The 20,155-nt window shown below is 69.5% G+C and carries 21 protein-coding genes and 1 pseudogene; 14 read left to right on the top strand and 8 right to left on the bottom strand.

Annotated elements, in window-relative coordinates:
* Nucleotides 1–143: 143 nt before the first annotated feature.
* Nucleotides 144–1,145, bottom strand: a complete 1,002-nt coding sequence (locus AB0H36_RS26575) for a proline racemase family protein (RefSeq protein WP_360528826.1) — start codon at nucleotides 1,143–1,145, stop codon at nucleotides 144–146.
* The gene (locus AB0H36_RS26570) at nucleotides 1,142–2,212 is read right to left on the bottom strand and encodes a proline racemase family protein (RefSeq protein WP_360528823.1); all 1,071 of its coding nucleotides are present in this window, start codon (nucleotides 2,210–2,212) and stop codon (nucleotides 1,142–1,144) included. Before AB0H36_RS26570 ends, AB0H36_RS26575 begins: the two co-directional genes overlap by 4 nt.
* Before the next feature lie 139 nt (nucleotides 2,213–2,351).
* Between AB0H36_RS26570 and AB0H36_RS26565 the strand changes: the two genes are divergently transcribed.
* The 8 genes from AB0H36_RS26565 (at nucleotide 2,352) to AB0H36_RS26530 (ending at nucleotide 9,831) form a co-directional block, all read left to right on the top strand.
* Entirely contained in the window at nucleotides 2,352–3,194 is an 843-nt protein-coding gene (locus AB0H36_RS26565; RefSeq protein ID WP_360528820.1) for a transporter substrate-binding domain-containing protein, read from the top strand.
* Between the two features lie 30 nt (nucleotides 3,195–3,224).
* A complete protein-coding gene (locus AB0H36_RS26560; RefSeq protein ID WP_360528817.1) occupies nucleotides 3,225–3,950 on the top strand; it encodes an amino acid ABC transporter permease in 726 nt (241 codons plus the stop codon).
* Entirely contained in the window at nucleotides 3,947–4,720 is a 774-nt protein-coding gene (locus tag AB0H36_RS26555) for an amino acid ABC transporter ATP-binding protein (RefSeq protein WP_360528814.1), read from the top strand. The genes AB0H36_RS26560 and AB0H36_RS26555 overlap by 4 nt, the downstream gene beginning before the upstream one ends.
* A gap of 36 nt (nucleotides 4,721–4,756) precedes the next feature.
* Nucleotides 4,757–5,653 carry a dihydrodipicolinate synthase family protein gene (locus AB0H36_RS26550; RefSeq protein ID WP_360528811.1) on the top strand — a complete coding sequence of 299 codons (897 nt, stop codon included), beginning with the start codon at nucleotides 4,757–4,759 and terminating at the stop codon, nucleotides 5,651–5,653.
* Nucleotides 5,654–5,677: 24 nt separating this feature from the next.
* Complete coding sequence (locus AB0H36_RS26545; protein WP_360528808.1) at nucleotides 5,678–6,964, top strand: FAD-dependent oxidoreductase; 1,287 nt, start codon at nucleotides 5,678–5,680, stop codon at nucleotides 6,962–6,964.
* A 15-nt stretch (nucleotides 6,965–6,979) separates the two neighbouring features.
* Nucleotides 6,980–7,669 (top strand): GntR family transcriptional regulator, encoded by a 690-nt coding sequence (locus AB0H36_RS26540; RefSeq protein WP_360528805.1) that lies wholly within the window; start codon nucleotides 6,980–6,982, stop codon nucleotides 7,667–7,669.
* Nucleotides 7,670–7,739: 70 nt separating this feature from the next.
* A complete protein-coding gene (locus tag AB0H36_RS26535) occupies nucleotides 7,740–9,221 on the top strand; it encodes a gamma-aminobutyraldehyde dehydrogenase (RefSeq protein WP_360528802.1) in 1,482 nt (493 codons plus the stop codon).
* A gap of 10 nt (nucleotides 9,222–9,231) precedes the next feature.
* Nucleotides 9,232–9,831, top strand: coding sequence for a short chain dehydrogenase (locus tag AB0H36_RS26530; RefSeq protein ID WP_360528799.1), 600 nt, complete (start codon nucleotides 9,232–9,234; stop codon nucleotides 9,829–9,831).
* On the opposite strand, the gene AB0H36_RS26525 is transcribed toward AB0H36_RS26530, so the two are convergent.
* The 4 genes from AB0H36_RS26525 to AB0H36_RS26510 all read right to left on the bottom strand — a co-directional run bounded on the left by AB0H36_RS26525 (nucleotide 9,819) and on the right by AB0H36_RS26510 (nucleotide 12,796).
* Nucleotides 9,819–9,968 (bottom strand): hypothetical protein, encoded by a 150-nt coding sequence (locus AB0H36_RS26525; protein ID WP_360528796.1) that lies wholly within the window; start codon nucleotides 9,966–9,968, stop codon nucleotides 9,819–9,821. The two genes, AB0H36_RS26530 and AB0H36_RS26525, sit on opposite strands and share 13 nt — an antisense overlap.
* 1 nt (nucleotide 9,969) lies before the next feature.
* Nucleotides 9,970–11,655: an alpha-amylase family glycosyl hydrolase gene (locus tag AB0H36_RS26520; protein ID WP_360528793.1), complete on the bottom strand. Its 1,686-nt coding sequence runs from the start codon at nucleotides 11,653–11,655 to the stop codon at nucleotides 9,970–9,972.
* 119 nt (nucleotides 11,656–11,774) lie between these two features.
* Nucleotides 11,775–12,425: a response regulator transcription factor gene (locus AB0H36_RS26515; protein ID WP_360528790.1), complete on the bottom strand. Its 651-nt coding sequence runs from the start codon at nucleotides 12,423–12,425 to the stop codon at nucleotides 11,775–11,777.
* Nucleotides 12,422–12,796, bottom strand: coding sequence for a response regulator (locus AB0H36_RS26510; RefSeq protein WP_360528787.1), 375 nt, complete (start codon nucleotides 12,794–12,796; stop codon nucleotides 12,422–12,424). Before AB0H36_RS26510 ends, AB0H36_RS26515 begins: the two co-directional genes overlap by 4 nt.
* Before the next feature lie 177 nt (nucleotides 12,797–12,973).
* On the opposite strand from AB0H36_RS26510, the gene AB0H36_RS26505 reads away from it, so the two are divergent.
* Genes AB0H36_RS26505 through AB0H36_RS26495 form a run of 3 tightly spaced genes read left to right on the top strand, consistent with a single transcriptional unit; the run spans nucleotide 12,974 to nucleotide 16,199 of the window.
* Complete coding sequence (locus AB0H36_RS26505) at nucleotides 12,974–14,137, top strand: FIST N-terminal domain-containing protein (protein ID WP_360528784.1); 1,164 nt, start codon at nucleotides 12,974–12,976, stop codon at nucleotides 14,135–14,137.
* A gap of 1 nt (nucleotide 14,138) precedes the next feature.
* A complete protein-coding gene (locus AB0H36_RS26500) occupies nucleotides 14,139–15,701 on the top strand; it encodes a GAF domain-containing protein (RefSeq protein ID WP_360528781.1) in 1,563 nt (520 codons plus the stop codon).
* A gap of 21 nt (nucleotides 15,702–15,722) precedes the next feature.
* The gene (locus AB0H36_RS26495; protein ID WP_360528778.1) at nucleotides 15,723–16,199 is read left to right on the top strand and encodes a pyridoxamine 5'-phosphate oxidase family protein; all 477 of its coding nucleotides are present in this window, start codon (nucleotides 15,723–15,725) and stop codon (nucleotides 16,197–16,199) included.
* On the opposite strand, the gene AB0H36_RS26490 is transcribed toward AB0H36_RS26495, so the two are convergent.
* Nucleotides 16,189–17,499: a glycoside hydrolase family 32 protein gene (locus AB0H36_RS26490; RefSeq protein WP_360528775.1), complete on the bottom strand. Its 1,311-nt coding sequence runs from the start codon at nucleotides 17,497–17,499 to the stop codon at nucleotides 16,189–16,191. The two genes, AB0H36_RS26495 and AB0H36_RS26490, sit on opposite strands and share 11 nt — an antisense overlap.
* 13 nt (nucleotides 17,500–17,512) lie before the next feature.
* The gene (locus AB0H36_RS26485; RefSeq protein ID WP_360528773.1) at nucleotides 17,513–18,271 is read right to left on the bottom strand and encodes a DUF2961 domain-containing protein; all 759 of its coding nucleotides are present in this window, start codon (nucleotides 18,269–18,271) and stop codon (nucleotides 17,513–17,515) included.
* Nucleotides 18,272–18,530: 259 nt separating this feature from the next.
* On the opposite strand from AB0H36_RS26485, the gene AB0H36_RS26480 reads away from it, so the two are divergent.
* From AB0H36_RS26480 to AB0H36_RS26470, 3 genes and pseudogenes are all read left to right on the top strand, one after another.
* Nucleotides 18,531–18,884 (top strand): ATP-binding cassette domain-containing protein, encoded by a 354-nt coding sequence (locus AB0H36_RS26480; protein WP_360528770.1) that lies wholly within the window; start codon nucleotides 18,531–18,533, stop codon nucleotides 18,882–18,884.
* A 57-nt stretch (nucleotides 18,885–18,941) separates the two neighbouring features.
* A pseudogene (locus AB0H36_RS26475) lies at nucleotides 18,942–19,094 on the top strand (hypothetical protein); the annotation flags it as partial.
* Between the two features lie 408 nt (nucleotides 19,095–19,502).
* Nucleotides 19,503–20,153: an ATP-binding cassette domain-containing protein gene (locus AB0H36_RS26470; RefSeq protein WP_360528832.1), complete on the top strand. Its 651-nt coding sequence runs from the start codon at nucleotides 19,503–19,505 to the stop codon at nucleotides 20,151–20,153.
* Nucleotides 20,154–20,155 lie beyond the last annotated feature (2 nt).

The raw sequence follows: 20,155 nt of genomic DNA, 5'->3' as shown, positions 1-20,155 counted from the left end.
ATCCCTCGACGGCCCATCATCAGCCTGCGCTCGTCGGCATCAACGTCGTTCATGCTCGCTACGCTGCGCGTGCTCCACGTTGACCCCTCCCACACACACCCTGCCAACACCTCCTACCGAGGGAAGGTCCCCTTCAGGGTCTATCAGCCGAGAACGAGGAAGCCGTCGCGGAGCGGGTCACGTGGATCGATGGTCCACTCCGCCGTGCCGGTGACGTACGCCGTACCGGTGATCCGGTTGCGCACGCCGGGAATGCCGCCGACGTCGACGTGCTCCACCGGAACAGCGGTAAAGGTTTCGCCGGTGATGCTCTCGTGGACGAGTGCTTCACCGAGTCCCAGGCGGCCGCGCGCGACAAGAGTCGATGCCCGGGCGGAGGTGCCGGTGCCGCAAGGGGAGCGGTCGGCGCCTCCGGGCCTGATGACCACCGAACAGAGGTTGGTCGCATCCGTACGGCGTGGCGGCCCGATGAACTGCACATGTGTGACTCCCTCGATCCCTTCCAGTACAGGGTGTTTGACGGCGATCGACGAGTTGACCACGTCGCGGACGGTCTCGGCGAGCAGGATGCGCCGGCCGACCCGCGGGTCGGCCAGGTCCAGACCGACCGCGGACGCGTCGACGATCGCGTAGAAGTTTCCGCCCCAGGCGATGTCGACCTGGATCGTCCCGACGCCGGGCAGCGTGATGTCGACGTCCCGGGCGTAGAGGAACGACGGCGTGGAGGTGAAGGTCACGCTGGTGACCCGCTGGTCCTGGACGTTGGCCACGGCCTCGATCAGTCCCGCAGGTGTGTCGAGCACCAGCTCGGTGGCCGGCGCGGTCACCGGGACCAGGTCGTGCTGGATCAGCACCGTGACCAGGCCGATCGTGTCGTGGCCGCACATCGGCAGGTGGCCACTCGCCTCGATGTAGAGCACGCCCACGTCGGCGCGCGGATCGCAGGGCGGCAGCACGATGCAGCCGGACATCACCGAGTGACCACGGGGCTCGAACATCAGCGCCGTACGGACCCAGTCGTGCCGGGCCTCGAGGTCGTGCATCTTGGCGAGCATCGTGTCGCCGGACAGGCCGGGGACGCCGGAGACCACGGTGCGGGTCGGGTTGCCGGCCGTGTGGGACTCGATGGTGCGGAAAGTGGTCATGACAGTGCGGTCTCTCCCCAGAGATCGGCGACGGTGTAGCCGCGCGGGAACGGGTCGTCGGGGTGCAGCACGTGCTGGTGGAAGCCGGTGATCCAGGCCCGGCCGCGGATCGAGGGCACGACCGCGTCGCGATCGCCGACGCGAACCCGTTCGTGCAGCAGGCCTTCGAACCGGGTCCCCAGAACGCCTTGGTGGAGGTACGGCGTGTGCAGCCCGAGCTCACCGCGGGCGTGCAGACAGGCCATCCGGGCCGACGTACCCGTACCGCAAGGCGAACGGTCCAGTACGCCGCGCCAGGTCTCGGGACAGTTCGCGTCGAGTGCCCCGGTCGGCAGGATCACGCTGTTGCGACCGGACACCCCGGGATCGGTAGCCGGCCCGTGCAGCATCGCGAGCGAGATGTGGCTCAGATTGTCGTCGTGCGGATGTTTGACCGCCACCTGTTGGCGCGCCGAGGCGAGCAATGCGGCGCCCGCGCGGACCAGGGCCGGTGCGTTCGCGGCGCCGAGCTCGACTCCGAGCGCCGACGCCGGTGCCTGGACGTAGTACTGCCCCCCGAAGGCGATGTCGGCTCGCACCGTCCCGTACTCGAGTACGTCGATCGGCGTGTCCAACGACTCCACCCACGACGGCACGTTCCGTACCTCGACGTCGCGGACCTTGGTGCCCTCGACGCGGGCCGTGGCCTGGACCAGACCGGCCGCGGTGTCGATCCGGACGACGGTCTCCGGCGCGCGCAGCGGCAGCGCCCCGGTCTCCAGGATGGCCGTGACAGCGCACATCGTGTTGCTGCCCGACATCGGCCGGAACCCGCCCTGCTCGAAGATCACGATCGAGACGTCCGCGTCGGCCCTGACCGGCGGCATCACCACGACCCCGCACAGCGCCGGATGCCCGCGCGGCTCGCGCAGGAGCAGCCGACGCAGGTCGTCCAGGTGCTCGGCGCACCAGGCCAACCGTTCGGACATCGTCGCTCCGCGGACTCGGAGGTTTCCGCCGAGCAGGACCCGGCCCGGCTCGCCCTCCGCATGCACGTCGACCGACGAGACCACCAGCACGCCGTCCATCTGCAGCTCCTGACCTGGATTCTCGTGACCCCTTGACACCGGGGTACGCCGCTCCTACCTTCAACGCTACTGCAGATTGTATGACGATCTGCACTTTCCGAGAAGACCCGACGCGGGGCAGCACAAGGAGTCACCGACCATGACCAAGACCACGAAGATCTCCCTGGCGGTCATCGCCGCCGTGGTGCTCGCCCTCGCGGGCGGCTACGTCGGCGCGGGCTGGCGAGGCGGGAGTGCCGCCGCGTCGTCCGCCGAGGCCGGATCGTGGATGAAGGACGTCCAGTCCCGCGGCGAGCTGCGAGTGGGCGTCGCGATCGCGCCGCCGATGACGGTGGAGAAGAGCGGCAAGCTGGGCGGCCCGAACCTGATCCCGCTGCAGCACCTGGCCGAGTCCCTCGGCGTCAAGCTGACCCCGGTGTCGGCGACCTGGAACAACATCGTCGCCGGCCTGCAGGCGGGCCGGTACGACGTGGCGGCCAACCTGGACGCGACCATCGAGCGGGCCAAGGCGATCCAGTTCTCCGATCCGGTGTACGAGTACCAGGGCGTCTTCGTGGTCAAGGCGGCATCGCCGTACCGAACGTCCACCGAGGTGCTGAAGTCCGGCAAGCCGGTCGCAGTCGCGCAGGGCAGCGCTCCGGCCGCCGCGGTCGCCGACGCCGGCGCCAAGGTGCTCGAGCTGGCGGACTACACCAACGGGCTGCAGGCGCTCAAGGCCGACCGGGCCATTGCCGTGTTCGCCGACCTGCCGACCGCCGAGTCGCAGGCGCAGGCCGACGCGTCGGTCAAGATCGTCGTCCCGGAGCCCGGCATCTACGCCGCCGGCGCGGGGTACGGCGTGCCCAACGACATGGACGCGCGGTCACTGCAGTTGCTCAACGTCGCCATCAACCACACCCGGCTCAGCGGTGAGCTGGAGCGTGCGTACGCCGAGGAGAGCTACCTGCCGATCGACCGGCTCGGCTCCCTGGCCAAGCAGTAGACCGGCACCCGACGGAAGCGTGGACCTGTCATGACCGAGCAAGACTTCGACTGGGGCGCCGTCGCCGACGCGTGGCCACAGCTGATCAGCGGGCTGGGCGTCACCCTGCAGATCGCCGCCATCACGATCGTGCTGAGCATGATCCTCGCCGTACCGGTCGCCGTGGCCCGGATGTCCACGATCGAGATCGTCCGGTGGGTCGCGCAGATCTACATCGAGATCTTCCGGTGCACCCCGATGCTGGTGCAGCTTTTCTGGATCTACTACGCGTTGCCGGCGCTGACCGGGATCACCATCCCCGGGTTCGCGTCCGCGGTGATCGCGTTGACCGCGAACCTGACCGCGTTCATGGCCGAGGCGTACCGCAGCGGCTTCCAGGCGGTGCCGGTCGAGCAGATCGAGGCCGGCAAGATGCTTCGGCTGAGCCGGTTCCAGCAGTTGCGCCACATCATCGTGCCGCAGGCGCTGCGCCAGCAGATCCCGGTGATCCTGTCGCTGAACATCTCGATGTTCAAGGACACCGCGCTGGTCTCGACGATCGCCGTCCACGACCTGATGTTCCAGGCCAACACCGCCGCGACCGAGACGTACCGGGCGCTGGAGTTCTTCACCACGGCCGCCGCCGTCTATTTCTGCATCGCCTTCCCCGTCTCGCTGTTCACCAGCTACCTCGAGCGCCGCGGCCAGCTCGCCCGGGCCGGCCGGGCACCGATCATCAAACCGCGCAAGCCCGAGCTGACAGGAGTGAAGTCATGAGCGTCGGTACGGCGGACGCCACCGCACCACTGGTCTCGGCCACCAACCTGGCCAAGCAGTTCCACGGTCGCAAGGTGCTCGACGGGGTGGACTTCGACGTCGCCTCCGGGGAGGTCAGCGTGATCATCGGCAAGAGCGGCTCGGGCAAGTCGACGCTGCTGCGGGTGATCGCCGGTCTCGAGGACCCGGAGGACGGTGACGTCACCATCGACGGCGTGGTCGTCCGCACCGGCGGCGCTCGTACGGCGGACTGGAACCACGGAGCCGCCAAGGTCGGCATGGTGTTCCAGAGCTACACGCTGTGGCCGCACATGAACGTGCTCGACAATCTCATCCTCGCGCCGCGCAAGATCCTCGGGCTGTCGGCCGGCGAGGCGGAGGCCCGGGCCGAGCAGGCGCTGGCCGAGGTCGGGATGGCAGAGCACATCCGGAGCCGCTCGACCCAGCTCTCCGGCGGCGAGCGGCAGCGGGTCGCCATCGCCCGGGCGCTGATGATGCGCCCCCAGGTCCTGCTGTGCGACGAGATCACGTCGGCACTCGACCCGCCGGTCGCGGCCGAGGTGCTGGGGGTGCTGGCCCGGCTCAAGCAGGAGGAAGGGCTGGCCGTCGTACTGGTCACCCACGACATGGCGTTCGCGTCCAAGGCCGCCGACCGGGTCGTCTTCTTCTCGAACGGCCGGATCGCGGTCGATGCCACGCCCGACAAGGCGTTCAACGACTGCGACAACCCCGAGCTCAAGGCGTTCGTCGATGCCGTCCGGATCGACTGACCTGTCCCGAACCCCAACAATTACTGGAGATCTTCAATGACTGATAGCGTCCAGCTGCAGGGCGTCCTGGTAGCACTCGTGACCCCCTTCACCGCCGACGGATCCGCGATCGACGTCGAGATGCTCGATGCCCAGGTGAATCGGCTGATCGCCGCCGGTGTCCACGGCCTGGTGCCCGGCGGAAGCACCGGCGAGTTCACCGCGCTCACCGTGGCGGAGCGCAAGCTGCTCACCGAGGCCTGTGTGAAAGCGGCCGACGGGCGGGTGCCGGTCATCGCGGGCACCGGGGCGTTGTCGGGTGCCGAGACCGTGGAGCTCAGCCGGCACGCGGCCGAGGTCGGGGCGTCCGCGCTCATGGTGGTGCCACCCTTCTACGACGCGCCGAGTCTCGACGAGGTCAGGTCGCACCTGGCCGCCGTACGCGAGGCATCCCAGCTGCCGATCGTGTACTACAACATCCCGTCGGCCACCGGGGTGAAACTGAGCCCGGCCGAGATCGCGGGGCTGGCGGACATCGAGGGAGTGGGCTACCTCAAGGACACCTCGGGCGATGCGGTGGGACTGAGCGAGCTACTGGTCGCCCACTCCGGCCGGATCACGGCCTTCAACGGCTGGGACACGCTCACGTTCTTCGGTCTGGTCAGCGGCGCCAAGGGCACGGTGTGGGGTGCGACCAACGTGATACCGGAGCTGTCCATGCAGCTGTGGGACGCGGTTGCGGTCCGCGGCGATCTCGCCGAGGGACGGCGGTTGTGGGACAAGATCTGGCCGGTCTGCAACTTCCTCGAGTCGTACAACTACGCCGCTGCGGTCAAGACCGGCCTCGAGTTGATCGGGCACCCCGCCGGGCCGGTCCGGGCGCCGTTCGCCTTGCTCGACGACAGCGCGCGGGCCGAGTTCACCAAGATCCTGGACGCCGCCGGCGTTCTCTGACCTACTGAATCGAAGGAGGGCGCAGTGAGGATCGTCGTGGTCGGTGCGGGTGTCGTCGGTCTGGCCTGTGGCTACGAACTGCTCCGGGACGGGCATGACGTTGTCGTGCTGGACAGCGCGAGCGCCGGCCAGGCCGCGTCGCACGGGAACGCGGCCAAGGTCGCCGTCGCCGAGGCCGGCCCGGTCCCGGCGCCCGGCATGGTGGTCCAGGGCCTGAAGTGGATGCTGCGCCCGGACAGCCCGCTGTACGTGAAGCCGTCGCTGTCGCCGCCGTTCCTGCGGTTCCTGCTCGCGATGGCCCGGAACTGCACCGAGACGCAGTTCCGGGCCGGGCTGGCTCTGAACCTCCGGATCGCGACGCAGGCCGACGAACTGTTCGACGAGTGGCGGGACGCCGGTCTGCACTTCGAGTTGCACCGACGCGGTGTCCTGCTGGCGTACGAGAACCGGGCCCACTTCGAGCACCGGTTGCGGTACCAGGACGTGTTCTCCTCGTACGGCGCAGAGCCCGATGTCCTGGATGCTGCCGGGGTGCACGACGTTGAGCCGGCACTGTCCGATCGGATCCGGTACGGGCTGTTCTATCCACGCGACCGGCAACTCGAGCCGGACTCGCTCACGTCCGCTCTGGTGGAGCACATCTCGAAGCTCGGCGGCTCGGTGCGTGAAGACACGGCCGTGGCCGGCTTCGACCGCGGCCCGGGTGGCGTGATCGGCGTACGCACCGGCAACGGCGAGCGGCTGGGGTGCGACGGCGTGGTGCTGGCGGCCGGCGTCTGGACGGGACCGCTGTGCGAGAGGCTCGGCGTTCCGGTTCCGATCCAGGCGGGGAAGGGGTACAGCGTCGACTACCGTCCGGAGCCCCTCAGATTGCGGACGTCGCTGACGTTCGAGGACGCTCACGTCGCCGTCACACCGTTGGACGGGCTGATTCGCGTGGCCGGCACGATGGAGTTCGCCGGGTTCGACACGTCGATCAACGCGCGGCGGATCGAGGCCGTGCAGCGTGCGGCCGCGGTGGGATTCCGGGACTGGGATCCGGCCGCTGCGCACGAGCCGGCCTGGGCCGGGATGCGGCCGATGACGCCGGACGGGCTGCCCGTGGTCGGTCCGCTCACCGACGGTGGCAACGTCTGGGTCGCGTCGGGGCACGGCATGCTCGGTCTCACCCAGGCGCCGGCGACCGCTCAGACGATCCGGCGGCTGGTCCGTGGCGAGGCCCCCGATCCCGCGACCAGCCCGGCTCGGTTCCGGCGCCAGGCGGGGCGGCGACCTCGAAGTGCAGACAATCTGCAATCATGGTCCGGGTAGACGAAGGGCGGTCGGATGAGTACCCAACGCACGGACTCGGCACTGGCTCCGGTCAGCAACGTGACTCGGCGCGAGGTGGTGGTGGACGCCATTCGGCGCGCGCTGCTCTCGGGCGAACTGGTTCCCGGGCAGCGGGTCAAGGAGGCGCCGCTGGCGGAGTTGCTCGGCGTGAGCCGGCCGACCGTGCGCGAGGCGATCTACCAACTCGTCCACGAGGGTTCGCTGGTCCAGACGCCGTACAAGGGGATCACTGTCGCCGAACCAAGTCCGCAGGACCTGCTCGACGTGGCGCAGGTCCGGGTGTCGCTGGAGACGCTCGCCGCGCTGCACCTCTCCGAGCATCCGGACGGCGACGGGATGAGGAAGCTGCGCGCCGCGCTGAAGACCCATCTGGATGCGATCGAGGAAGGCGACCTGGTGCAGGTCGACATGACTCACCTCGACCTGCACCGGACGCTGTGGGAGGCGTCGGAGAACCAGATGCTGATGCGGATCTGGCCGTTGGTGGAGTCCCAGATCCGGATGGCGATGAGCCTCGACCAGGCCACCCGGTCCGACCTTGCCCGCGACGCCGAGCTGCACCGGCGGCTGGTCGACGTGATCGCCAGTGGCGACAAGGCGGCGATCACCGCCGAGGTCCGCGACCACATCGCGAACAGCGCCGACGAGATCGTCCGGCTGATCGAAGCAGGCAAGTCGGCCTGAGCTCCCGGCGGTCCAGTTCCGGTACGGCGTCCGTCGTACCGGCCGATCACGCATGCCCTGGAGACTTCTCATGAACACCGGCAACTACATCGGGGGCAAGGCGGGCGTCGGCCGAGGCCCGGAACTCGCCGTGGTCGACCCGTCGAACGGGAAGACGATCCGGACCTACCGCAGTGACGACGAGCAGGGTGTCGAGGCCGCGCTCGACGCTGCGCACGACGCCTTCGCGGAGTGGTCGCGAGCGACACCGGCCGAGCGCTCGGGGATCCTGCACCGGCTCGCGGCCGAGCTCGAAGCGATCTCCGAGGAACTCGCCCAGGCCGAGACCGCGCAGACCGGGAAGCCGATCCGGCTCAGCCGTGAGTTCGACGTTCCCGGGTCGATCGACAACGTCGCGTTCTTCGCCGGCGCGTCCCGGCACCTCGACGGGCAGGCGGCGGCGGAGTACTCGGCCGACCACACCTCGATGATCCGGCGGCAGCCGATCGGCGTGGTCGGCTCGATCGCGCCGTGGAACTACCCGTTGCAGATGGCCGTCTGGAAGGTGCTGCCGGCCATCGCGGCCGGCAACACGATCGTCCTGAAGCCCGCCGAAATCACCCCGCTCACCACCCTCATGCTCGCCGAGGCCTGCGAACGCGCCGGCCTTCCAGCCGGTGTGGTGAACATCGTGAACGGTCCGGGCCCCAGCACAGGGGAGTCGCTGGTCACCAGCCGCCGGATCGCGATGACGTCGTTCACCGGATCAACGGCTGTCGGGCGCCACATCGCCGGACTCGCCGCGGCGAACGGGACCCGGCTGCACCTCGAGCTCGGCGGGAAGGCGCCGTTCGTGGTGTACGACGACGCCGACCTGGAAGCTGCGGTCCGGGGCGCGGTGGCGGCCGCACTGATCAATACCGGGCAGGACTGCACCGCCGCCACCCGGGCCTATGTGCACCGCTCCCTGTTCGACGACTTCGTCGGTGGCGTCGCCGGCCTGATGCGGCGAGTGCGGCTCGGAGCGCCTGCGGATCCGGAGACCGATCAAGGCCCGCTGGTCTCCTTCCGGCAGCGGGACCGGGTCGCTGCCATGGTCGACCGCGCCGTCAAGGACGGGGCTCGGGCGGTCACCGGCGGCCGGGCGCCAGGCGGTGCACTGTCCGAGGGCGCGTACTACGAGCCGACGCTGCTGATCGACGCCGATCAGCGCAGCGAGATCGTGCAGGAGGAGACCTTCGGGCCGGTGCTGGTCGCGCTTCCGTTCGACTCCGACAGCGAAGCGCTGCAATTGGCGAACGACGTGCCGTTCGGGCTGGCCGCGTCGGCCTGGACGCGGGACGTGTATCGCGCACAGGAGGCGGCCCGGTCGATCGAGGCCGGGACGGTCTGGATCAACGACCACATCCCGATCATCTCGGAGATGCCGCACGGCGGGATGAAGGCGTCGGGCTACGGCAAGGACATGTCGGCGTACTCGTTCGACGAGTACACACAGGTCAAGCACGTGATGTCCGACCTGACCGGACGCGCGGCGAAGTCCTGGCACACCACCATCTACGGCGACATCTGAGGAGCACGCCATGAAGATCCTGCTGGTCGGCGCCACCGGCACCGTCGGGCGCGCGGCCAATGACGCGTTGGTTGCCCGCGGCCACGAAATCGTCGCGGCCCATCGGTCGTCGGCCGGCTACCCGATCGACCTCACCGACCCCGGCTCGATCCAGGACGTCCTCGACCAGGCCGGACCGCTCGACGCCGTCGTCTGCGCGGCGGGCACGACGCCGTACGGACCGTGGGACGAGCTTGACCGCGACGCGTGGCTGAGGGGTCTGAGCAGCAAGCTGCTGGGCCAGGTCGAGCTCGTCCGCCGCGGGACAGGCACCGTGCGCACCGGCGGCTCGTTCACGGTGATCACCGGCATCCTCGCCCGGGAACCCATCCGCACCGGAAGTATCGCGGCCGCCGTCAACGGAGCGCTGGAGGCGTGGGTCGTCGCCAGCGCCGGCGAACTCTGGGGCCGCTACCGGCTCAATGCCGTCAGCCCGACGGTCCTGACCGAGTCGAAGGACAAGTACGCCGATACCTTCCCGGGCTACCCGACCGTCGACGCGAGCGTGGTCGGCCAGGCCTTCGTCCGCTCGGTCGAGTCGATGGAGACCGGCCGGATCTACCGGATCTGATCGGTTTGCGGCGGAGGCTCGGCCCGGCGGGCGGACTGTTTGGCGCGCAGGATTTCGGGGTCGCGGGGGTCGAGGGGGAGGTCGTCGTACTGTCTGCGTCTGGTTCGGGTGGGCTTGGTGATCCGGATCTGGCGCATGTCAGGTCTCCTGTGGAGCGGCAGGCCCGGCGCCGAGCGGGGGAGGAGGGGACTCAAGACGCCAGGCCCGCCGGTCTGGTGGGGTCGACGGCGCCAGCAGGTACCACGCGGCGCTGTTCGGCGGGAGTTTGTCGCCGGCTTCCTGGTGACTGGCGAGCAGGAGCTCACCGTCGGCCGGAAGCGCGACGACGCGGGAGGAGCAGTTGACGACGCAGCAGAAGCCGTCGCCACGGGTGAAGGCGAGTACGCCGGGCTCGGTCGGCAGCCAGCGGAAGTGGCCGGCGGCCAGGGTGGGGAGCCGCCGGCGCAGAGCGAGGGCCTCGCGGTAGAGGTGCAGCATCGACTCGCCGGAGCTCAGCTGCCGGTCGACGGCGTGATCAGCGAACCAGTCCGGCTGCGGCAACCAGGAAGGTGCAGAAGAGAAGCCGAAGCCGGGCTGGTCCGCAGTCCAGGGCAGCGGGACGCGACAGCCGTCCCGCCCACGCCGTACGCCGTTGCTGCGGTGGAACATCGGGTCGACCAGGACCTCCGTCGGCAGGTCGGTGACCTCGGGCAGGCCGAGCTCCTCGCCCTGGTAGAGGTACGCCGATCCCGGCAGCGCGAGCATGAGCAAGGCGCTCGCCCGCGCGCGGCTCGTCCCGAGGTCGACGTCGCCGGTGTCGAGTCCGGGAGCACCGCCGCCGTACCGGGTGACCGAGCGGGGCATGTCGTGGTTGTTCAGCACCCAGGCGACCGCGGAGCCGGAGTCGTGGATCGTGTCCAGTCCGCGGTCCACGACGTCGTACAGGACCTGGTCGTTCCAGTGCGCGCGGAGGAACTCGAAGTAGAAGGTCTGGTGCAGTTCGTCGGGCCGCTGGTAGTGGGCGAGTTGCTGCGTGTCAAGTACGCCGACCTCGCCGATCAGCACGCGTTCGCGGCCGGTCCGGGCGGAGTACTCGTCGGTGATCGCCCGCCAGCGGCGCCACACGTCGTGCACCTCGGGCCGGTTCCACGCGTGCGGGTTGACCGGGTCGCCGGTGAGCTCGTCGTCGCCGGCGTACTCGTGGTCGGGCAGGCCGTCGGCCTTGTGCAGGCCGTGCGCGACGTCGATCCGGACGCCGTCCACGCCGCGGTCGAGCCAGAACCGCAGGACCTGGTCGAAGTACGCCGGCACGTCCGGGTGCCGCCAGTCGAAGTCGGCCTGCTCGGGGGCGAAGCTGTGCAGGTACCACTGACCGTCGTCGACCTGCTCCCACGCGGGGCCGCCGAAGATCGAGCGCCAGTTGTTCGGCTGGTCGGCGAAGTGGAAACGGGCCCGCTCCGGGCTCCCGGGTCCGGCTTCGAGTGCCGCCGTGAACCAGGGGTGCTCGGTCGAGCAGTGGTTCGGAACGATGTCGGTGAGGACCTTGAGACCGAGCCGGTGGGCGTCCCGGATCAGGCGGTCGAAGCTTTCGAGCGTGCCGTAGTCCGGGTCCACGGTGAAGTAGTCGGTGACGTCGTACCCGTGGTCGTGCTGGGGTGAGGGGTAGAACGGGTTGAGCCACAGCCCGTCGACGCCGAGGCTGCGCAGGTAGGGGAGCCGGGCCCGGACGCCTTCCAGGTCGCCGATGCCGTCACCGTCGGAGTCGGCGAAGCTGCGGAGGTAGACCTGGTAGATGACCGCGCTGCGCCACCAGTCCGCTCCCTGCTGGGTGCTTGCGGTGAGCATCGCGATCAATCCCTTGGCTGGCGGTGGCCCCCTGCAGCAACCATCGCGCGCTGGGCAGTCCAGGTCTGCACCGCCAGCGCCCAACCCGGATACCGGCTAGCCGGAACTTCTACGGCGGGCTAGCGGGTCTCGAGGTAGGTGATCACGGCAAGTACCCGGCGGTGGTCGTCACCGGTCTCGGGCAGCGCCAGCTTGGCGAGGATGTGCCGGATGTGCTTCTCCACGGTCGCCTCGGTCACCCACAGCCGCCGGGCGATCCCGGCGTTCGACCGGCCCTCGGCCATCAGCGCGAGCACCTCGTGCTCCCGCGGGCTGAGCTCGGCGAGCGGGTCGTTCTGGCGGCGGGCGCTCACCAGCTCCTGCACCAGCGCCGGGTCCATCACCGAGCCACCGCGGACGATCCGCCCGAGCGTCTCGAGGAAGTCGCCGACGTCGGTCACCCGGCTCTTCAGCAGGTACCCGATCCGCTGGCCGGACGCCAGCAACTCCATCGCGTGCTCGACCTCCGCGTGCGCGGACAGCACCAGGATCCCGGTCGCCGGGAACTCGCGGCGGATCTCGCGGGCGGCGTCCAGCCCTTCGGTGCTGTTCGTCGGCGGCATCCGGATGTCAAGCACGACCAGGTCCGGTGTCACGTCCCGCACCAGTGGCAGGATCCACGCGCTGTCACCGGTCTGGCCGACGACCTCGTACCCGGACCGCTCGAGCAGGCTGGCCAGGCCTTCCCGCAGGAGGACGTCGTCCTCGGCCAGCAGCACCCGGGTGGTCATCCCTCCACGGTAGCGTCGAGGATCCGCCGTACGGCGGCAGCGGACAGACCCGATTTGGGCAGGTACGCCGCGACCGGGACCTCCCGGACCAGCTCCGCGAGGTCGTCGTCGGCATCGGCCGAGATCAGGATCACCCGCGAGTGCTGCACGCCGGTCTCGCGCTGCATCCGCCGCGCGAGCTCCAGGCCGCTCTCGCTGCCGAGGTTCACATCGACCAGTACGACGTCCGGCGCGGCGTCGTCCACCTCCCGCAGGGCCTGCTCGATGGTCGAGGCGACACCGACGACGGAGACCCCGTCCCGTTCGAGCAGGGTCTGGGCAGCATCGAGGAAGTGCATGCTGTCGTCAACGATGTAGCAGCGCAACGCCATGCCACCAGCATCACCTGATCGGGCTCGTCACGCATTCCGGCTACCGGGACCTTTCCGGCTACTGGGAGTGGCGGTGCGGCGGCGGCGCGAGACGGCCTCCGCACGTCATTGAGCAGTGCGTGACCCTCTTGTAGCGTCAGTTTCACAAGGGCGCTGCTCCTCGAGGTGGTGACCGGTATGGAGCCCGCGCGGTGGTTGGCAGTGGGGTCCGCCCAGGGTCTCGACAAGCGCGCTGCGGCGCGGGCGGTGGACGACGCCCTCGTCCGGGACGACGCCAAACTGCTGATCGTCTTCTGCTCCCAGTCGCTCGACCTGCACGGCCTGCTGGCGGACATCAGGCAGCGGGCTCCCGGCGTACCGCTGATCGGGTGTACGACGGCCGGCGAGATCGTGGCGTCCGGACCGAGCGAGGCCAGCATCGTCGTGACGGCCTTCGGCGGCGACGGGTTCGCCGTACAGACCGCGGCGGCCACCGAGGTGTCGCGGGACCTGCGCGAGGCGGGCGGGACGGTGGCTCGCTGCCTGCCCGTCCGCGAGGACCTTCCACACCAGATCCTCATCCTGCTCAGCGACGGCCTGGCCGGTGACCAGCAGGAGATCGTCCGCGGCGCGTACGGCGTACTCGGCGCAGCAGTTCCCCTGGTCGGCGGCTGCGCGGGCGACGACCTGCGGATGACGCAGACCCATCAGTTGCACGACGACCGCGTGCTGACCGACTCGGTGGTCGCGGCCGGGCTCGCTTCCAGTGCGCCGTTCGGCATCGGCGTACGGCACGGATGGCGCCGGGTCGGCGAGCCGATGCTGGTGACCGCGAGCTCCGCGAACCGGGTCTACACACTCGACGATCTCCCGGCGCTGGACGTGTACCTGAAGCATCTCGGTCTCGATCCGTCGACCAGCAGCGATCAAAGCTGGCTCGCGCGGCTGGCGCTGACTCATCCGCTCGGGCTCGGGCGGCCGAGCCGTGAGGACGAGGTGCGGTGGATCAGCGGCGGGGACTTCGTCGAGCGGTCGCTGTCCTGCATGGCCGAGGTTCCGCAGGGCGCGCTGGTCTGGATCATGGAGGGTGACGAGACATCGGTGCTCGAGGCAACCGATGCGGCGTGCGCCGACTCACTGGCCGCGCTCGACGGGCAGCGGCCGCTCGGCGTGATCGCGTTCGACTGCATCGCCCGGCGCGGAGTGCTCGGCGACGCCGGGATCCGGTCCGAGATCGACCGGCTGGCCACGGTGACGTCCGGTGTGCCGGTCGCAGGCTTCTACACGTACGGCGAGATCGCCCGGACGCGCGGCCTGCGCGGCTTCCACAACCAGACGCTGGTCGTTCTCTCGGTCGGCTGAGATGGACTCCTCGGCCTGGTCGACACAGCAGCTCGCCGAGTTCGTCGCGGTGGTCTCGACCGCGCGCAGCGAGGCCGAGGCCGCGCAGGTCGCTGTCGAGCGTACGGCGGAGGCGCTGGACGCCGAAGTGGCGGCGATCGTGTCCGGCGACGGGGTGGTCGCCGCCGTCGGCTATCCGGAGGACGCGGTCCCGATCGGCGACCTCGAGGCCGTCCGGCCGGGGAGCTCGCGGCAGCTCGACGTACCGGGCGTAGGGATGTGCCAGGCGTCGTCGGCGTTCCTCGAGCATCCGCCGGGCTCGACGCTGGTCGTGGCGCGGCACGAGGACCTCAGCCGCGAGGAGACCGGGCTGATGCGTGGCATGGCCAGGGTAACCGCGATCACGATGCGGATGCTGCGCGTCCTGGACGACGAGCGCGCTGCCCGGGCAGAGGTCGAGCGGCTCGCTCGCGAACAGGCTGCCCTGCGGCACGTGGCGACGCTGGTCGCGACCGGCGCATCCCCGGCCGAGATCTTCGCCGCGGTCACGGCGGAGGTCGGGCAGTTGCTGGGCGCGGACTTCACCGAGCTGACCCGGTTCGTGCCGAACGAGGCGAAGACGGTGGTCGCCGCATGGAGCGCGAACGGCCGACCGGTCCCGCTGGTCGGGCCGAAGCCGCTCGGCGGACGCAACCTGTCGACCCTGATCCACCGGACGCACCAACCGGAGCGGCTCGAGTACGACGAGCGCAGTACGCCACCACCTGCTGTCACCGGACGGGTTCGGATCCGGTCCGCGGTCGGTGTGCCGATCATCGTGCAAGGCGAGCTGTGGGGAGTGATCGCGGTCGGGTCGGCGGGGGACAAGCCGGCGCCGTCCGACACCGAGTCCCGGCTCGCCGATTTCACCGAGCTGGTCGCGACCGCGATCGCCAACGCCGGATCGCAGACCGAGCTGAAGGCGTCACGCGCGCGGATCGTGGCGAGCGCCGACGAGGCTCGGCGGCGGATCGAGCGCGATCTCCACGACGGCGCTCAGCAGCGGCTGGTCACTCTCGCGCTGCGGTTGCGCGCGGCTCAGGAGTCTGTGCCGGCCGAGCTCGCGGAGGTCGCCCAGCACTTGAACCGGGCGGCCGCCGAGCTGTCGACGGCTCTCGACGAGCTCCGCGAGATCGCCCGCGGCATCCATCCGACGATCCTCGCCGAGGGCGGACTCGCTCCCGCGTTGCGGACGCTGGCCAGGCGATCGCCGGTCCCGGTCGACCTCGCCATACGGACCAGCGGGCGGCTGCCCGAGCGGATCGAGGTGACTGCGTACTACGTGGTGTCGGAAGCGCTGACGAATGCGGCCAAGCATGCCAACGCCGCCGCGGTCACAGTGCAGGTCGACACCGTGGAGGGGATCATCCGGCTCACGATCAGCGACGACGGCATCGGAGGCGCGGACCCTCGCCGCGGCACTGGGCTGGTCGGTCTGAGGGACCGGGTCGAAGCTGCCGACGGCAGGCTGACGATCACCAGCCCGCCGGACAAGGGAACTCACCTGGTCGCCGACCTTCCACTGAACCCGACTGTTGGCATCTGATCTGGTGAGGAGGTGGGTGCGGTGCCGGTTGCGGAGAAGCTGGTGCTGCCCGACGGATACGGGCGGACCACGAAGAAGCTGAGCTGGGAGAGCGTGCGGGCCCGGCTGGAGGAGGCCAAGCAGTACTGGCTGGCGACGAACCGGGCGAACGGCAGCCCGCACCTCGTGCCGGTCGACGGGCTGTGGGTGGACGATCGGTTCTACTACGGCGGCAGTCCGGAGACGCAGCATGTGCGGGCGGTGCGGGCCGATCCGCACGTGACGATCCATCTGCCCGATCCGTGGCAGGTCGTGGTGGTGGAGGGTTCGGTGCGCGTCACCAAGGTGTCGGCGGAGTTGGCTCAGCGGCTCGCTGAGGTCGCGAACGTGAAGTACGCCGAGTACGGGATGAAGCAGGACGCCAGTGCATACTCCGAGCCGGCCGCTGTCCATCCGCGGCGGGTGATCGCCTGGTCGACGTTCCCGAAGGACGCGACCAGGTTCACCTTTACTGACTGACGTCCGGCCAGATCGACGCCAGGTGGTGGATCTCGAGGGACTGCAGCTTGAGCGTGCCGTGGGTGGTGAGGCGGAGGGTGTCACCGGGGTCGACGTTGTGGCAGGCGTAGTAGGCGCCGTCGGCGGCGAAGACGGCGAGTTGGCCGCGGTCGATGAGGAGGCGGATCGTGAGTGTGCCGTCGATGGCCAGGGGTACGCCGTTCAGCTGCTTGGCGGCGGTGTCGTAGGTGAGATCGACTCCGGGCCGGAGGTGGAAGGTGAAGGCGGTCGTTTCCGTTTCGGCGAGGTCGAAGGTCGCTTCGACGTCGACGGTTTCGGCTGGTGCGTCGATGGGCGACGTCGAGGTCACGACGGTTGGTCCCAGCGTCGTTGTCTTACGGCGTAAGGACTTGATCTCGTCGACGGGGTTGCTGTGGATTCGCGGGCCGTCCGGGGTCGCGACCAGGTGTTGCTCGACCGGGAAGCTGGCATTGCCGGTCCAGGTCGAGCCGCGGTTCTCGCCCTGCCAGGCCATCGTGACCACGCGGCCGTTAGGCAGGTTGTCGAAGGACTGCGCCGCGTAGTACGGGCCTGCCGCGGGACCGGGGTTGGCCGTGATCGTCTGCGGAGTCGTCCACGACGTGGTGAAGCGCCCGCCGTCGAAGTCGCCGACCAGGTAGGAGCCGCGGCCGTCGCGCAGTACCCAGATGACTTCGCCGTTCAGCGTCATCGGCGTGAAGTCCGGGCACTCGAAGAACCAGTCGGCGACCAACCGACTGGTGCGCTCCCAGTCGCGCAGGTTCGGCGAGACGAAGAAGTCGACACCGTTGCCGTCGTTGTTGGACCACACCACCATCACCCAGCGCCCGGACGGCGGGTGCCAGACGACTTTGGGATCGCGACTCTCGTGACCGCTCGGCTGGGCGATCACCCGGCCTTCGTCGTACGGCGTGAACGTCATGCCGCCGTCGAGGCTGCAGAACATCCGCACACCCTGGGTGCCGGTGAACACCAGGATCGGGTCGTGGTCGCCGTCCTTGAGACCGGAAGTGTTGCGTACGTCGACCACGCCGCCGCCCGACCACAGCTCGCCGGGGTGGACAGCGGGATCGAGTGCGTTGGGTTGTTGCGTCCAGTGCACCAGGTCGGGGCTGGTCGCGTGGCCCCAGCGCATCGTGTCCCAGACCAGGCTGTCTGGGGCGTGCTGGAAGTAGAAGTGGTACGTGCCGCGGTAGTAGAGCAGTCCGTTCGGGTCGTTCATCCAGCCGCGCCGCGGGCTGAAGTGGAACTGGCCGCGGTTGCTTTCCTGGTAGTCGGTCAAGGCTGCCCTTCCGTTAGCGGGGACGGCGGTACTCGCGGGCCGGCAGGGACGGGAGGTCGTTCGACCCGCCGGGCAGCTGGTACCAGTACGCGACGGTGGTGATGTCGTCGGATCGCTCGAAGTGCCCGTGATCCCAGGCGCCGATCTGCTGCAGGGTGACGCGCAGTCGCTCGTGGAAGATCACCGGATCCGGCAGGTGCCAGCGGTACATGCCGTGCGACTGCAGCGTGCTGGTGACGAACGGCGAGGTGCGCGTGGTGTCCTCGGCCGAGTAGAACAGATAGCCGCAGTACGGCGCACTGAAGGTCAGCGGGACCGGGGGCGGGTCGTGCCGAAGCGCGTCCTGGAACGCCCAGGCACCACCGGCGTAGTCCTCGAGCCCGGTGCTGCACTGGGTCGGGTAGGCATCGTCGTCGTCGATGTAGAACTTCATCTCGCCCTCGCCCCACCAGTAGCGCTCCAGCGCGGTGAGGCCGACGTACGTGCCGACATAGTTGCCGCTGCCAACGACCCCGTCGAGCACGACGTGGTCCTCGGCGGGCGCGGTGGAGCCGTTGCTCCTGCGCCAGTGCACGTGGAAGTGCGCGGTGCCGCCGTCCAGTGGCGCGTTGGGCACGTACCCCAACTCCCGGGCCACCGCGCGGATCCGCTCCTGCTTCTCCGCGTCCACCATCCCGTCGCCGCGCCCGTTCAAGACCAGCGACACCGAAGCCCGCGACACCCCCGACGCCTTCGCGATATCCGCCGACGTAACCCGCCGCTGCCCTATCACTCCACCTCACTAGACCCAACCGCCCCAGCATCTCACGCACCCCCGGGATGGTCTTCCGGCGTTGACGAAACTCACAGGCGTGGTGGTGCTTCGGTTGTTATGGTTGTCGTATGCAATATCTGTTCTTCCTCTGACAGCCAGGGCCCCGCGGTCACTGTGCACGGTTCGACGTGCCGGCCGCGGTTCTTCGTGTCCGCTGTCCATTGCATGTCATGCACTCCCGCGCCCGGCTGCTGCCGTGCCCGGGATCGGAGGAAGTATGTCCACCACTGTTGTACGTTCCCGTGCCCATCTGACCGCCACCGACGTGAGCGTCGCGCGCGGCGGGAAGCCTGTCCTGACCGGTGTCGACCTGACTGTCTCGGCCGGTGACCGGCTCGGCGTGGTCGGCGAGAACGGCCGGGGCAAGACCACCTTGCTGCAGATCCTGGCCGGGCGGCTCGCGCCCGACTCGGGTCAGGTCCATCGCGCCGGCGCCCTGGGAATCGCCGACCAGGAGATGCCGATCGCCGACGACCGCACGGTCGGCGATCTCATCGACGTCGAGCTGGCCGACATCCGCGCGGTCCTCGGCGTACTCGATGCGGCCACGGCAGCCCTCGCCGAGGGCTAGCCGGGCGCCGACGAGGAGTACGCCGACGCCCTCAGCGCAGTCGAGGCACTCGACGCCTGGGACGCCGATCGCCGGGTCGAGATCTCGCTGGCCGCGCTCGGTGCGGTCGACGATCGGAGCCGGCTGCTGTCCGACTTGTCGGTCGGGCAGCGCTACCGGATCCGGCTTGCGTGCCTGCTCGGAGCCGGACATGACCTGCTACTGCTCGACGAGCCGACCAACCACCTCGATGCCGACGGCTTGGCGTACCTGACGTCCGAGCTGCGCGCGCACCAGGGAGGCGTCGTCCTCGTGACGCACGACCGTGCACTGCTCGCTGACGTCGCCACGACGGTGCTCGACCTGGACCCGACCAGCGACGGCCGACCGCGGGTGTACGGTGGCGGCTACCAGGGCTACCAGGAAGGTCGCGAAGCCGAACGCGAACGGTGGGAGAGCGCCCACCGCGCGCAGGTAACCGAGCGACAGCGCCTTGCCGACGACCTGTCGGCAGCGCAGAACCGCCTGTCCACCGGATGGCGGCCCGAGAAGGGCACGGGCAAGCACACTCGAGCCACCCGGGCACCGGGCCTGGTCCGAGCAGTACACCGGCGTCAGGAGGATCTGGAAGCGCACGTCATGGACGTCCCACGTCCGCCGCTGCGATTCCACCTTCCTGGGCTGCCTGCCCGCCCAGGATCAACACTCGTGTACGCCGCAGACGTAGCAGTCACGGGACGACTCGAAGCAGTCGATCCGATCCTGCTGCGTTCCGGCGACCGGCTGCTGATCACCGGCGGCAACGGTTCGGGGAAGTCAACCCTGCTGTCTGTTTTGGCCGGCACGCTCGCCCCGACGAGTGGCGTCGTACAAACCGGACCAGGTGCTCGGATCGGCCTGCTCGCACAGGAGTCACCAGCGCCGTCGCGACGTCGTGCGATCGATGCGTACGACGCCGCGCTCGGCCGCATGGTGAGCGCCGGGCAACTGGCCGAGGCCGATCGGGTCTCGCTGCGTTCGCTGGGGTTGTTCGGGTCCCGGGACGCGTCCCGGCCCGTGGCCGAGCTGTCGATCGGGCAGCAACGCCGCCTGGATCTGGCGATCCTGCTGGCGTCGCGCCCGCACGCCGTACTCCTGGATGAGCCGACCAACCACTTGTCGATCAGCCTGGTCGACGAGCTGACCGAGGCCTTGCAGGCAACACCCGCGGCCGTGGTGATCGCCACCCACGACCGCCAACTCCTACGCGACACCGCCCACTGGCCACAACTCATGCTCGCGCGGGAGTAGCG

This window comes from Kribbella sp. NPDC050820, assembly GCF_040653975.1.
Taxonomy (GTDB): domain Bacteria; phylum Actinomycetota; class Actinomycetes; order Propionibacteriales; family Kribbellaceae; genus Kribbella.
This window is presented reverse-complemented; position numbering and strand designations above follow the sequence as displayed.

What these genes read in the sequence shown, in the direction of transcription:
- AB0H36_RS26575 (WP_360528826.1), bottom strand. Translation starts at nt 1,145, where the DNA reads ATGACCACTTTCCGCACCATCGAGTCCCACACGGCCGGCAACCCGACC.
- AB0H36_RS26570 (WP_360528823.1), bottom strand. Translation starts at nt 2,212, where the DNA reads ATGGACGGCGTGCTGGTGGTCTCGTCGGTCGACGTGCATGCGGAGGGC.
- AB0H36_RS26565 (WP_360528820.1), top strand. Translation starts at nt 2,352, where the DNA reads ATGACCAAGACCACGAAGATCTCCCTGGCGGTCATCGCCGCCGTGGTG.
- AB0H36_RS26560 (WP_360528817.1), top strand. Translation starts at nt 3,225, where the DNA reads ATGACCGAGCAAGACTTCGACTGGGGCGCCGTCGCCGACGCGTGGCCA.
- AB0H36_RS26555 (WP_360528814.1), top strand. Translation starts at nt 3,947, where the DNA reads ATGAGCGTCGGTACGGCGGACGCCACCGCACCACTGGTCTCGGCCACC.
- AB0H36_RS26550 (WP_360528811.1), top strand. Translation starts at nt 4,757, where the DNA reads ATGACTGATAGCGTCCAGCTGCAGGGCGTCCTGGTAGCACTCGTGACC.
- AB0H36_RS26540 (WP_360528805.1), top strand. Translation starts at nt 6,980, where the DNA reads ATGAGTACCCAACGCACGGACTCGGCACTGGCTCCGGTCAGCAACGTG.
- AB0H36_RS26535 (WP_360528802.1), top strand. Translation starts at nt 7,740, where the DNA reads ATGAACACCGGCAACTACATCGGGGGCAAGGCGGGCGTCGGCCGAGGC.
- AB0H36_RS26530 (WP_360528799.1), top strand. Translation starts at nt 9,232, where the DNA reads ATGAAGATCCTGCTGGTCGGCGCCACCGGCACCGTCGGGCGCGCGGCC.
- AB0H36_RS26525 (WP_360528796.1), bottom strand. Translation starts at nt 9,968, where the DNA reads ATGCGCCAGATCCGGATCACCAAGCCCACCCGAACCAGACGCAGACAG.
- AB0H36_RS26520 (WP_360528793.1), bottom strand. Translation starts at nt 11,655, where the DNA reads ATGCTCACCGCAAGCACCCAGCAGGGAGCGGACTGGTGGCGCAGCGCG.
- AB0H36_RS26515 (WP_360528790.1), bottom strand. Translation starts at nt 12,425, where the DNA reads ATGACCACCCGGGTGCTGCTGGCCGAGGACGACGTCCTCCTGCGGGAA.
- AB0H36_RS26510 (WP_360528787.1), bottom strand. Translation starts at nt 12,796, where the DNA reads ATGGCGTTGCGCTGCTACATCGTTGACGACAGCATGCACTTCCTCGAT.
- AB0H36_RS26505 (WP_360528784.1), top strand. Translation starts at nt 12,974, where the DNA reads ATGGAGCCCGCGCGGTGGTTGGCAGTGGGGTCCGCCCAGGGTCTCGAC.
- AB0H36_RS26500 (WP_360528781.1), top strand. Translation starts at nt 14,139, where the DNA reads ATGGACTCCTCGGCCTGGTCGACACAGCAGCTCGCCGAGTTCGTCGCG.
- AB0H36_RS26480 (WP_360528770.1), top strand. Translation starts at nt 18,531, where the DNA reads ATGTCCACCACTGTTGTACGTTCCCGTGCCCATCTGACCGCCACCGAC.
- AB0H36_RS26470 (WP_360528832.1), top strand. Translation starts at nt 19,503, where the DNA reads ATGGACGTCCCACGTCCGCCGCTGCGATTCCACCTTCCTGGGCTGCCT.